The organism is uncultured Mobiluncus sp., from assembly GCF_902488535.1.
GTDB lineage: Bacteria > Actinomycetota > Actinomycetes > Actinomycetales > Actinomycetaceae > Mobiluncus.
Window position 1 is genome coordinate 1 of sequence record NZ_CABTWO010000019.1, and the last position, 12428, is coordinate 12428.

Sequence of the window (12428 nt, forward strand, 5' to 3'; positions counted from 1 at the left end):
GAGTTAGCCATATTGAAACGAGAGTCGCCAACATAAGCAAAAGAAATCTCATTGTACGGCTTACCACTCTGCTCATGCATGGTCAACATGTCACACAACATCTGAGTGGGATGCCACTGATCAGTCAAACCGTTCCACACCGGCACGCCCGACATCTCAGCCAAAACATCCACCTTGTGCTGAGAATCGCCACGGTATTCAATACCGTCATAGAAACGACCCAACACTCGAGCAGTATCCTCAATAGATTCCTTGTGACCCATCTGAGAACCGGACGGATCCAGATAGGTAACATGAGCGCCTTGATCATAGGCAGCAACCTCAAAAGAGCAGCGGGTACGGGTCGAGGTCTTTTCGAAGATCAGAGCAATGTTCTTGTTCTTCAGGTACTGAACTTCGCGACCTTCCTTCTTCGCGGCTTTCAGCTCAGCAGCCAACTCCAGCAACTCCAACCACTCAGCAGGAGTAAAATCGAGTTCTTTCAAAAAGTGACGACCGTGAAAATCAGTCATGATTGTCCCTTCCATAGATAGGTAATTATCCTGATTCGGGGGAAAGAGCTTTCTGGATTGTCCAAAAAAACCGCAGTCCACCCAAGCACGTCTTTTGTGCGTAGGTTTAACAGCCCTCGAAACAAGAATGATGTTACCTCGGACATGTCACCGAACACAGGGGATGTGACCCTTATTGCGCACGAAATTGAAAAATAAACCCCTCTATATCCGGTCTATGCTAAGTAAAAACTCGAGACAACAGAGTCTTATCCGTACCTAAACGGTGATTACCATTGCATTTCGTATCTTTGGGCATGAGAGCGATTTCGGAAAGCGACATGGTTCTAGTCCATCCCCTATGCGAGATTCCTGACGAATCTGCCTTCTGGTGTGCAGAATAGTCCTTTTGAAAGGGAATTCTGAGATTCGGACATCTGTTGAGCTTGCCGTATACGAAAATACACAACTTTGTCTCGCTGTAAGGAACAGCTGCGGTGACAGTCCGAATAATTCAGCCTGTCACCGCCCTTCTAGCAATGAAAATTTAAATCCCGGCCGCGCGTTCCGCGGCTTCGACCACGTTGACCAGCAACAACGCCCGGGTCATGGGCCCGACCCCGCCGGGATTCGGCGTCAACCAGGCGGCCACCCGGTCGACCCCGTCCGCCACGTCACCGTGCAATCGAGACTTGCCGGTATCCGGATCGATAACCCGAGACACGCCCACGTCAAACACGGCAGCGCCGGGCTTGACCATGTCCGCGGTGATAATGCCCGCGACCCCGGAGGCCGCCACAATGACGTCTGCCTGGCGACATTTCGCAGCCAAATCCTGGGTTCCGGTATGGCACGAAGTCACGGTGGCGTTGACATCTTTACGTCCCAGCAGCAGCCCGATGGAACGACCCACCGTAGTGCCGCGGCCCACCACGCACACGTCTTTACCGTTGAAATCCAAACCGAAACGACGACCCAGCTCGATGACAGCCCGGGGAGTACAGGGCAAAGGCGAAGTAATCGGCTCTGACACCCGCAACACCAGACGACCCAGGTTCATGGGATGCAGGCCATCGGCATCTTTATCCGGGTCGATAGCTTCCAAAATCCGGTTCGTGTCCATACCCTTAGGTAACGGTAGCTGCACGATATATCCCGTACAGGCCGGGTCCTGGTTCAAACGTTGCACCGCCGCCATGACTTCGTCTTGGCTGGCGGTGGCAGGCAAATCGACCCGAATGGACTCGATGCCAACCTCCGCGCAGTCCCGATGTTTACCAGCCACGTAGGTTACGGAACCGGGATCCTCGCCGACCAGAATGGTGCCCAGCCCGGGAATGACCCCGCGCTCACGTACCGCGGCGACACGCGCCTGCAACTCGGCTTTGATAGCACCAGCGGTGGCTTTGCCGTCCAGGACCTGAGCTGGCCCCTCCCAGGGCGCCCTCATTGCACCAGTCCCGGATAGAGCGGGAAGGCTTCGGTCAGTTTCGCCACCCGAGCCCGATACTTGGCCACGTCCACCGCGGATTCGCCCGCGGCGCCGTCCACCAGCACGGAGGCGATAATGTCGGCAACCTCACGGAACTCCGCCTCGCCAAAGCCGCGAGTAGCCAGAGCCGGGGTGCCGATACGCAAACCGGAAGTGACCGCCGGGGGACGCGGATCGAACGGCACCGCGTTACGGTTCACGGTAATGCCCGCTTCATGCAGCAGGTTCTCGGCCTGTTGCCCGTCCAGGTTGGAGTTAACCAGGTCAACCAGTACCAAGTGAACATCGGTGCCGCCGGTCAACAGGTCGATGCCCGCCGCCTGGCAATCGGGCGCCATAAGGCGTTCAGCCAAAATTTGGGCGCCTTGGATGACGCGCTGCATCCGCTCTTTAAACTCAGGCGTGCCGGCAATCTTTAGCGCCACCGCTTTCGCCGCGACCACGTGCATCAGGGGACCGCCCTGCTGACCGGGGAAAACGGAACTGTTGATCTTCTTGCCGAACTTTTCCCCATCACGAGACAGAATCAGACCCGAACGCGGCCCGCCAATGGTCTTGTGAATAGTCGTGGAAACCACGTCCGCGTAAGGCACCGGGGAGGGGTGCAGACCAGCGGCGACCAGACCCGCAAAGTGCGCCATATCGGTCCACAGATAGGCCCCGACCTCGTCCGCGATAGAGCGGAAAGCCGCAAAGTCCAGGTGTCGCGGATAGGCGGACCAGCCGGAAATAATCACATCAGGGCGCTCAGCCAACGCGAGTTCCCGCACCCGATCCATGTCGATACGCTTGGTATCCTGTTCCACCCCGTAGGCCGCGACCTGGTAGAGCCGACCGCTAAAGTTGATCTTCATGCCGTGAGTGAGGTGACCGCCGTGTGCCAAGCTCAGGCCCATAATCTTGTCTCCGGGCTTGATGAGCGCGGAAAGTACCGCCGCGTTCGCCTGGGCGCCAGAGTGGGGCTGGACGTTCGCAAAATCGGCTCCGAACAGCTTTTTGGCCCGCTCGATGGCCAGGGTCTCGGCGACGTCCACGTTTTCACAGCCGCCGTAATAGCGTTTGCCCGGATAGCCTTCGGCATATTTGTTAGTCAAGACGCTGCCCTGGCATTGCAATACGGCGCGCGGCACAAAGTTTTCCGACGCAATCATTTCCAGGGTGTCGCGCTGACGATTCAGTTCAGCATCCAGCACGGCCTGAATTTCCGGATCAACCTCAGAAAGGGGCTGGTTCATGACTTCAGTCATAGTTCCTCCATAGTTTTGCGAGCACAACCCAGGCGTCCGATTGTGTAAATGCGCTCCCCGGAGGGTTATTCCTCCTGCCCACTGTCCCCGCGAAACAATCCGGGGTCGGGTAGACATCGCCAGTCGCTGCCTTTACAGGTTATCAAAAAATTTATCTCCCCCCACACCCCGTTAATTCCGTCGGTTCGAGCGAAAACTTGGGTTTCCGAGGCAAACCGGCTCCACGGGCGCCGCAAGGAGGCGAAAGTCTGTTAAAATCCAGTCATGAGTTCGTTGCCGGCGCCGTATTGGGGAATGACGATACCCGTTCAGGTCATTCCCCAGGACAAGTGGACCGCCACCCAAAACCTGGTCTATTTCCTGATCGTGGTCGGCACTATCGCGCTGACCTTGGGTGTCGTGTGGCTGATTCGCCACTTCCACGGCGACACCGTCATTCCAGACACGGCCCCCCGTCACGAAGAAATCAAACTCATCTATGAAGAGACTCTCTCTGCCGCGGACCGTGTCGTCGTGCGGGATAATCAAGTCATCGAGGCGGTGCGCTACATCCCGAGAGATCCGAACCTGGTCGCTCCGCTGCAACTGTGGCGGGACAAGCGGCGCGAATGGGCTGGTGAAATGGCTTTCCTGGAGTCCTTGGGGAAAAATCCCGCACCGGAAACACTGACGGACGCCGGCAACGCGGAAACACTGCGCCGCCTGCACGGCTTAGCGCAGGAACTCGAAGCCTCCCAGCGCGGCCTGCTGCGCGCCATTCGACAATCCATCGCCACCGGGACCGAAAACCTGCCCTTGGGCACCGACGCGAATTCCTAAGCACGCCGGCCTATTTTTCCAGCAACCCCTGTCCCCAGTAGGTTTCCGCGCTGGTTCCTGGAACAATCCAGTAAACCGCCGAACCGATGTGGGAAATAAACTTGTTCAACAAGTCGTGCATATCCAGGCGCTTTTGAATGGCCGCGAACTGGAGTTCCGGGTTTCGCTGGAAAGACACCCACACCAGACCGCTGTTGGTCAGGTCAGACTGTCCCGGTTCCGGAGCGTCGTCGTAGGCAAAAGCCCGGCGACGCAGCTTATCGGAGCCATCTTCGGTATGTTCGCGGGACAGCGCCAGGTGAGAACGCCGATCAATGATGAAGTTACCGGCCTCGTCCACCGCGTCCATGTCCTCTTCATCGAACTCGCCGCCGCCGCTCAACGGACCACCATCGGAAAGTTTGCGGCCGATGACGCGCTCGCGGGCGGGACGGTCCAGCAACTCCCACGGATCGAGGAAGTTTTGAATCCGGCGCAACACCATAATGGTAGAACCATCCAGGTAGGCCTGGTCTCCAGCACCGTCCAGCCACACCTGCTCGGAGAATTCCTCCGCGTTGGACGGGTTCACAGTGCCGTCTACCTGGCCGAACGGATTTCGCGGGGTCGTGCCGCGCGGGGCGGAACCGTAGGCGTAAGTAAAGCCCTTTTGCATCCAGAACAACGTGGCCTTGCCCTGGCACTTGGCCAGTAACAGGCGACCGGCCGCGAACAAGGTGCCCGGGTCGTCGCAGCAAATCTGGAACACCAAATCGGTCTGACCCCAGCGTTCCTGCAGCTGGTCGAGTTTGAAAGCGGGAATGTCATGCAAGCCCTCGGGTTTCAGTTCCGGCTTACCCAAGAAATCAAAAATTCGTTCCCCGAAACCGCAGGTGATGGTCAGGTTGGCGGTGACCGCGACCATTTCCGGAGCTAGGAAGTTCGGAATCGGGTTGCCCTGGGTCAGCTGGCGGGCCGTGGCGGTCAGGTCCTTTAGCAGCTCAATGAACGCCGCTTTGTCCAAGCTGGGTTCCAGGTTCATCCCCAAAACTTCCAGATGCGCCTGCGGGGGCTGTTCCACCCCGGACTGCACCCGGCCATCGAAAGGAATAGTAGCTTTTTGCAACGCGGTTTCACACATTTTCCATAACTCCTCGGTAAATCTAAGCAGTAACTCTCATCTTAGCCTCTCGTCATCTCCCGGTTGAACCGAAACTGAACCCCAGCCCGACCGGCCTGGTGCCCGGAGCTACGCAATCTCTGCGGACAACCCGCCGACCGCGCTTGGGAAGACTAATCACCGAGCGGCTCCCCACGAAAACGGTCGCCGCGGCGTGAGGCCTCAACCGGCCACATTCACCTGGGGCTCACCCGTTTCCAAGCCCATTTCCTGGCCCAATCGATTCGCTTCGGCTATCAGGGTCGGCACAATCTCAGCTTCCGGCACGGTTTTGATGACCTGGCCCTTGATGAAGATCTGGCCTTTGCCGTTGCCGGAGGCCACGCCCAAATCGGCTTCCCGCGCTTCGCCCGGACCGTTGACGATACAGCCCATCACCGCGACCCGCAGCGGGTAGGTGATGTCTTTCAGCCCGGCGGTAACCTCATTAGCCAACGTGTAAACGTCGACTTGGGAACGTCCGCAGGACGGGCAGGACACGATTTCGAAGTTGCGTTTCCGCAGGCCCAGAGAACGCAAAATCTCTAACCCGACCTTGACCTCCTCAACCGGCGGGGCCGAAAGCGAAACCCGAATCGTGTCGCCAATCCCCTCGGAGAGCAACGCGCCAAAAGCGGTTGCGGATTTGATAGTGCCTTGGAAAGTTGGGCCGGCCTCCGTCACCCCCAGGTGCAGCGGCCAGTCCCCGTGCTGGGCCAACAGGCGGTAGGCCTGAATCATCGTCACCGGGTTGTGGTGTTTCACCGAGATGGCAAAGTCATGGAAATCCACGTCCTCGAACAGCGACGCCTCCCACATGGCGGACTCGGCGAGCGCCTCTGCGGTGGCTCCCCCAAATTTTTCATACAGCCGCTTGTCCAGAGACCCCGCGTTGACCCCGATGCGCAGCGCGGTGCCGTGGTCGGTGGCGGCTCGGGCGATTTCGCGCACTTGGTCGTCAAAAGCCCGGATGTTGCCGGGGTTCACCCGCACCGCCCCGCAGCCGGCCTCGATGGCTTGGAACACATACTTGGGCTGGAAGTGAATGTCCGCCACCACCGGGATGGTAGCGCGTTTACAGATTTCGGGCAGCGCCGCGGCGTCGTCGGAGGAAGGGCAGGCCACTCGGATGATGTCGCAGCCCGCGGCCGTCAACTCGGCGATTTGCTGCAGGGTTGCCTCCACGTCAGAAGTCAGGGTGGTGGTCATGGACTGGACGCTCACCGGGGCGTCTCCGCCCACGGCAACGCTGCCGACCTGGATTTGGCGGGTCTGGTGGCGCGGCGCCAACGGTTCACGGGCGGACAGAGACTTGGTGGGCATCCCCAGGTTAACTTCACTCACGTCCTCGATTATTCCACCTTTACGTGGCGCTCGCACCAGGCGGGTCACGAGCGGGGTCGTCGGAAGTTGCGGTTTCCCGGCTCGGGTTTTGCCGAGGGTGCGGTTTCGCGTATTCCTCAGCGTTGGCAGCGCGGACACCAGTAGAGTTTTCGTCCCCCCACGATTTTGAGCTTGATGCTGGCGCGGCAGCGCAGACAAGGGCGGTCTTGGCGCTGGTAGACGTAGTAGCGAGAGTCTATAGCCTGGGGCTCACGCCCCGCGGCCAGCTCGCGTTCCACAAAGGTCGCGTAATCGTCAGGGTCCGCGGTGGTGATCCGTCCCGATTCCACGCCCAGCGGTAGGTATTCTTCCAGCCAGTTCCAGATTCGGCGCAGTTTGCGCGGGGTTACTTCACGAGCCGGTGTAAACGGGTTCAGACGTGCCGCGTACAGCACTTCGGCGCGGTAAATGTTGCCCACCCCGGCGATAACGGACTGGTCCATGAGAGCCTCCCCAATACCCTTCTGACGGGTGGAACAACGTTTCACAAACTCCCTGAAGTCGCTGTCGGGACGCAGCGGGTCGGGTCCCAGCCGCGCCAAGACCGCAGCGACGCCCTCCTCATCCAGCAGTTCACAGGTGTTTGGCCCGGACAGGTCGGCCGCCCCGTGCGCGGTGACCAGGCGCAGACGCACCGTCCCGTAGGGCGGGGGCGCCTGGAAAGGCGCGGGGGTCCAAAACCAGCGATCCGCGAAATGTTCGTGGGGCGCAAAAGCGGAATCATCGCGGTGAGTATGCACCGGAATCTCTACGATTTCCGCGCCCGGCTCCGCAGTATCGGCTAGGTCTAGCGCCGTGTCGGTATGCCGGGCGATGAACTGAGAATCCCCGTAAAAACGCCAGGAGCCGTAAATCCCCAAGTGAATATGCAGCCAGGTCAGGGACGGTTTAGAGGCGGGACTTGGCGCGGCAGGTTTGGTCTGAGACGGAGCAAAACCAAGGAACATATGTTTCCCATAGGCTTGCACGTCGACCAGACGCTGGGCGTCTAACTCGGCGGCGCCCGCGGCGAAACGCCCCTGCGGAGAGGACGCCGCGACGACCTCGCCACTCATGACCTGGGCAAACTGAGCGGCCAGCCGATGAATAGCATGGCCTTCAGGCACGGTGTGCGGCTTCCTTAACCGCCCCGGCCACGACTGCTCCGCGCAGAACCACCCCGACGGGCTGTTCCAAAACGTTGAGGTCAGCGCGCGGGTCGGAGTCATACCACACCAGGTCGGCGGGCGCGCCCTCCCACAGGGAGGGAGCCCCCAGGAAATCCCGAGCCCTCCAGGTGGCCAGGTCAATAATTTCCGGAGCCGAAATCCCCAGTTCCAGCCATTGCCGCAGCTCTTGGGGCAGGGCGTCGTGGCGCTGGTAGCCGCCGGCATCGGTGCCCGGCAGCAGATGGACCCCCGCTTCATACAGCGCGGCTTGATGGGCCATCCGAGACTGATCCAAAGCGGTCATCGTGGCGGCATACACCGGATATTTCGCCCCCGCCTGGGCGGCAAAATCGGAAAACCGGGCGATTTGCAGCATGGTCGGAGTCACGCGAACGCCGCGGCGCTGCGCTTCGAGGATTTCATCCGAATCCATGCCGGTGCCATGTTCGATACAGTCCACCCCGGCATCTAACAGGCCCTCTATCGTGCGGTGGGCGAAAGTATGCACGGTCACCCGCGCCCCGTTCTGGTGAGCGGCCGCCACCGCGTCACGCAGCACCGCGGTGGACCACAGCGGCTGCAAATCAGATTCGGCCCCGTCGGAGCGGTCAATCCAGTCCCCCACGATTTTCACCCAGCCGTCGCCGTGTTTGGCCTGTTGGGCAACCGCTGCGGGCAAATCCGCTTCGTTTTCCAGCTCCAGCCCGTAGTAGCGCATATAGCGTTTGGGTCGCACCAGGTGTTGGCCGCAGCGAATGATTTTCGGCAGCTCGGCCACCTGGTCAATCCAGCGGGTATCGGAGGGCACCCCGCAGTCACGAATCAGCAGCGTGCCTTTACTCAACGCCAGTTCGGCCTGTTCCCGCTGGGTTTCGACCGGTACGCTACCCGCGTGGGTCACACCCACATGGCAATGCACGTCCACCAGTCCGGGAATCGCGTAGCCGCTGACCTTTCGGTAAGTCAGTGCGGGTTTCGCCGTTCGGCTCACGATGCCGTCGTGAATATACAGGTCGCCGTGTACCCACCGGGATTCACAAGACGCTGACGTCGCCTGGCCGGTGTATTCCCCCTCCACACTGGGGTTTTCCGACCACAAAAAAGCACCGGTGAAGTGCAGGTTTTCCGGGTGTGGCGCGCCTAGGGGTTTCATCACAGGCCGCCCAACATACGTTTGATGTCGTCAGGCAGATCGTCAGGGGTCAGGGCGGGGGTGGCCGGCGCGGACTTCTGCGGCATCCCCCCGAGACCGCCCAAGCCGTTGAGACCACCCATCCCGGCCGGCAAAGCACCAGGCAAGTTAGGCATTGCTCCGGCCCCACTCTGGGGGGCGGCGGAAATCCCCTCTAAAGCTTCCCGGGCTTGACGGGCTGCCTTGGCGGGATTACCGGATTTTGCCTTGCGCTGGGCTTTGGATTTCTTGCCGGACTTTACTGCCTGTTTCGCTTTCGAATGCTTGCCCATGCCCGGCATCCGGCCGAATCCGGGCATCATCCCCATACCGTCAGCGCCGCCGCCCATACCGGGAATACCGCCGCCGCTCATCATCTTTTGCGCCATCTGGAATCGGTCGACCAGACCATTCACGTCCGCGACCGTGGTGCCAGACCCGGCGGCAATCCGGGCGCGGCGCGAGCCGTTGAGAATCTTTACATCCTGGCGTTCCGCGGGTGTCATCGAGCGGACAATAGCTTCAATCCGGTCGACTTCGCGCTCATCAAACTGATCCAGCTGTTCCCGAATTTTGCCCGCCCCCGGCATCATGCCCAGCAGCTTTTTCATCGAGCCGAGTTTGCGGATCTGTTGCAGCTGGCTGAGGAAGTCTTCCAAGGTCAACTGGCCCTGTTGAATCTTGCCGGCGAGCTTTTCGGCCTGCTCCATATCGAAAGTTTCCTGAGCCTTTTCAATGAGGCTCAGCAGGTCGCCCATATCCAAAATCCGCGACGCCATCCGGTCGGCATGGAACCGCTCAAAGTCGTCCAAGCCTTCCCCGGTCGAGGCGAACAGCACCGGAACCCCGGTGACGCCCCGGACTGACAGGGCTGCGCCGCCGCGGGCATCACCATCTAGCTTGGTCAGGACCACACCGGTGAAATCCACGCCCTCTTGGAAAGCTCGCGCGGTTCGCACCGCATCCTGGCCAATCATGGCATCCAGGACGAACAAGACCTCGTCGGGCTGCACCTCGTCGCGGATGGAACGAGCTTGCGCCATAAGTTCCTCATCCACGCCCAGTCGGCCGGCGGTATCGACGATCATCACGTCATAGCCTGAACCGGAGGCCAGCGCCAAAGCGCGCCGCGCCACATCGACCGGGTCGCCCACCCCGTTGCCGGGTTCGGGGGCAAAGACGGTGACCCCGGCCTGTTCACCCACAATCTGCAACTGGTTGACCGCGTTGGGACGCTGCAAGTCCGCCGCGACCAGCAGGACTTTCCGGTCCTCTTTCGCCAACCACTTGCCGAGTTTGCCGGCCAGAGTTGTTTTACCAGCACCCTGCAGGCCGGCCAGCATAAACACGGTCGGGCCTTTGCCGGGTTTAGAGAAATGCAGTTCCCGGTCCTCGCCGCCCAGAATGTTAATCAACTCGTCGTTGACGATTTTCACAATCTGTTGGGCCGGGTTCAAAACCTCAGATCGGGCCGCCCCATAGGCCTTTTCCCGCACGGTGGCGGTAAAATCCTTGACGACCTCCAGGGCCACATCTGCCTCAATCAGGGCACGGCGAATGTCGCTGACGGTGGCGTCAACGTCGGATTCCTTCAGCTTGCCCTTCTTGCGAAGGTTCTTAAATGATTCTGTTAGGCGGTCTTGTAGGCTATTGAACACACGTCGATTTTATAGTGAGGCAAGATTTCGGGCAAAAGTGGGGGTTGGGGCGCGCCGTGAGTGGCACCGGAGCCAGCGGCAAACGCCGAAAACTTGCGAAAGACCCGGGTGCCTGACGAATCTAGGCGTCCAGCAGGGCGTCAGCGAAATCGCCGGGCACGAAGGGCGCCAAATCGTCGGGGCCTTCACCCAAACCAACGAGCTTCACCGGAATCCCCAGCTCCCGCTGCAAAGGCACGATGACCCCGCCCTTGGCGGAACCGTCCAGCTTGGTCAAAACGATACCGGTCACACCCACCGCTTCGGTAAAAATCTTCGCCTGGCTCAAAGCGTTTTGGCCGGTGGTGGCATCGATAACCAGCAAAACTTCGGTGATGGGCACCTGTTTTTCAGCCACGCGCTTGATTTTGCCCAGCTCGTCCATCAAACCAACTTTGTTTTGCAAACGTCCGGCGGTGTCAATCAAAACCACGTCGCTGCCGGCTTCGCGGGCAGTTTTCGCAGCGTCGAAAGCCACGGAGGCGGGGTCGGCCTGATCCTTTTCGGCACGCACCACCGGCACACCGACCCGGTCGCCCCAAGTTTGCAGCTGCTCCCCGGCGGCGGCACGGAACGTATCGGCCGCACCCAACACAACGGACTTGCGGTCAGCCACCAACAGGCGAGCCAGCTTGCCCACCGTGGTCGTCTTACCGCCGCCGTTGACACCAACCATTAAGATACCGGCGGTCTGGGTGGGAGAATCCTCGGGAACTTCCAGGTTGAGACCACGTTCGGCCTTGCGGTCGAGCATATCGGTGAGCATCCGCTTGGCCATACGTCGCACCTGCGCAGCGTCCTTTTCGCCCGCGACCTTTTGTTTCACCTTCAGTTTGTCAATGAGCTCTACGGTTGGTTCGACGCCCATGTCGGCAGCCAGCAGCTCGTCTTCTATAGCCTCCCAATCGGCGGCTTGTAAGTCGGCACTCGACAACACATTGAGAATGGCTCGCCCGAACTTGCCCTTACCGGCCAGGCGTTCCTTCAAGCGGCGCATCCGGGAGGTCTTGGATTCCGGTTTTTCGATTTCCTCAACTTCGGGTTCGGTTGGTTCGGAACTGTCAGAATCTGGCGTCTCAGCCGGTGCGGCCGGCTCGGGTTGCTCGGTTTTCTCAGCAGTTTCTGCAGCCTCGGAACTCTCAGGCTCCTCAGAAACTTCCGCTACGTTTTGCTCCGCCGCCGATTCCAAAGCGGCGTCTTCCGCGGCCATATCCGCCGCCAGAGCTGCATCCGCCGCCGCCATAGCCGCTCGAGCCGCGGCACGGGCTTCCTCAACACTCTGACCGGGAAGGGGCCTAAAACACAATCCGTCCGGGTCGCAATAGACCCCATCGGGCTTGACGACGACTTCTTCCTCATCGAAGTCTTCGTCTTCATCGCCCCAATCTTCCGTTTCAGCGAGGTCATCCTCTTCGGTCGGGCCCTCATCCGTAAAATGGCCACTCTCTGAGGTCGTCGGTTCGATTTCTACGTCATCATCAGGGTATTCATCATCGCTGTGGCCATTAGTCTGAATCGCATTTTCGATGATGTTTCGAAGTTCTTTTTCACCTTGCTTCAGCTGGAGCGGCGCAGAGTCCTCGGAGTCCTCTCCGTCCTCGCTGCTGTCGTCACGAATCCGCTCCAACGTATCTAAAAGCCGATCCTCGTTGCGAATCTTGCGCTGCTTCGAGTCAATCTGGGAGGCGCTGGCGACGATAACGATAACTATGAAAGCGATAGCCAACGGAATCATAAAAATGAGCGGATCAGTGTAGCCTTCCAGACCCTGTGAGTTATTTAGTGTCGCACTGAGGATATTCATTGATTCCATCCAAAACGTCTCTGATAGCACCGCATGAA

Annotated in this window: 9 protein-coding genes and 1 pseudogene; 1 reads left to right on the forward strand and 9 read right to left on the reverse strand. The window is 59.7% G+C overall.

Annotated elements, in window-relative coordinates; genetic code table 11:
- The 3 genes and pseudogenes from RDL66_RS07270 to glyA all read right to left on the reverse strand — a co-directional run.
- A pseudogene (locus tag RDL66_RS07270) lies at positions 1-512 on the reverse strand (ornithine carbamoyltransferase subunit F); the annotation flags it as partial.
- Between the two features lie 526 nt (positions 513-1038).
- Positions 1039-1941, reverse strand: a complete 903-nt coding sequence (locus RDL66_RS07275; RefSeq protein WP_297346860.1) for a bifunctional methylenetetrahydrofolate dehydrogenase/methenyltetrahydrofolate cyclohydrolase — start codon at positions 1939-1941, stop codon at positions 1039-1041.
- Positions 1938-3230, reverse strand: coding sequence for a serine hydroxymethyltransferase (gene glyA / locus RDL66_RS07280; RefSeq protein WP_308536198.1), 1293 nt, complete (start codon positions 3228-3230; stop codon positions 1938-1940). Before glyA ends, RDL66_RS07275 begins: the two co-directional genes overlap by 4 nt.
- 264 nt (positions 3231-3494) lie before the next feature.
- Between glyA and RDL66_RS07285 the strand changes: the two genes are divergently transcribed.
- On the forward strand, positions 3495-4049 hold the full coding sequence (locus RDL66_RS07285; RefSeq protein ID WP_308536200.1) for a hypothetical protein: 555 nt from the start codon (positions 3495-3497) through the stop codon (positions 4047-4049).
- 10 nt (positions 4050-4059) lie between these two features.
- Here RDL66_RS07285 and RDL66_RS07290 read toward each other — a convergent pair whose 3' ends face one another.
- The 6 genes from RDL66_RS07290 to ftsY form a co-directional block, all read right to left on the reverse strand.
- Positions 4060-5169 (reverse strand): Dyp-type peroxidase, encoded by a 1110-nt coding sequence (locus RDL66_RS07290; RefSeq protein ID WP_308536202.1) that lies wholly within the window; start codon positions 5167-5169, stop codon positions 4060-4062.
- Between the two features lie 201 nt (positions 5170-5370).
- Positions 5371-6531 carry a flavodoxin-dependent (E)-4-hydroxy-3-methylbut-2-enyl-diphosphate synthase gene (gene ispG / locus RDL66_RS07295; RefSeq protein WP_374042915.1) on the reverse strand — a complete coding sequence of 387 codons (1161 nt, stop codon included), beginning with the start codon at positions 6529-6531 and terminating at the stop codon, positions 5371-5373.
- A 116-nt stretch (positions 6532-6647) separates the two neighbouring features.
- On the reverse strand, positions 6648-7676 hold the full coding sequence (locus RDL66_RS07300) for a DNA-formamidopyrimidine glycosylase family protein (protein WP_308536204.1): 1029 nt from the start codon (positions 7674-7676) through the stop codon (positions 6648-6650).
- Positions 7669-8871, reverse strand: a complete 1203-nt coding sequence (locus tag RDL66_RS07305; protein ID WP_308536206.1) for an amidohydrolase family protein — start codon at positions 8869-8871, stop codon at positions 7669-7671. The genes RDL66_RS07300 and RDL66_RS07305 overlap by 8 nt, the downstream gene beginning before the upstream one ends.
- The gene (gene ffh, locus RDL66_RS07310; protein WP_308536208.1) at positions 8871-10547 is read right to left on the reverse strand and encodes a signal recognition particle protein; all 1677 of its coding nucleotides are present in this window, start codon (positions 10545-10547) and stop codon (positions 8871-8873) included. The genes RDL66_RS07305 and ffh overlap by 1 nt, the downstream gene beginning before the upstream one ends.
- 121 nt (positions 10548-10668) lie before the next feature.
- Positions 10669-12399: a signal recognition particle-docking protein FtsY gene (gene ftsY / locus RDL66_RS07315; protein ID WP_374042916.1), complete on the reverse strand. Its 1731-nt coding sequence runs from the start codon at positions 12397-12399 to the stop codon at positions 10669-10671.
- Between the last annotated feature and the right edge of the window lie 29 nt (positions 12400-12428).

Excerpts from the sequence above, each read along its gene's own strand:
- RDL66_RS07275 (WP_297346860.1), bottom strand. The coding sequence starts at position 1,941 with ATGAGGGCGCCCTGGGAGGGGCCAGCTCAGGTCCTGGACGGCAAAGCC.
- glyA (WP_308536198.1), bottom strand. The coding sequence starts at position 3,230 with ATGACTGAAGTCATGAACCAGCCCCTTTCTGAGGTTGATCCGGAAATT.
- RDL66_RS07285 (WP_308536200.1), top strand. The coding sequence starts at position 3,495 with ATGAGTTCGTTGCCGGCGCCGTATTGGGGAATGACGATACCCGTTCAG.
- RDL66_RS07290 (WP_308536202.1), bottom strand. The coding sequence starts at position 5,169 with ATGTGTGAAACCGCGTTGCAAAAAGCTACTATTCCTTTCGATGGCCGG.
- RDL66_RS07305 (WP_308536206.1), bottom strand. The coding sequence starts at position 8,871 with ATGAAACCCCTAGGCGCGCCACACCCGGAAAACCTGCACTTCACCGGT.
- ftsY (WP_374042916.1), bottom strand. The coding sequence starts at position 12,399 with ATGGAATCAATGAATATCCTCAGTGCGACACTAAATAACTCACAGGGT.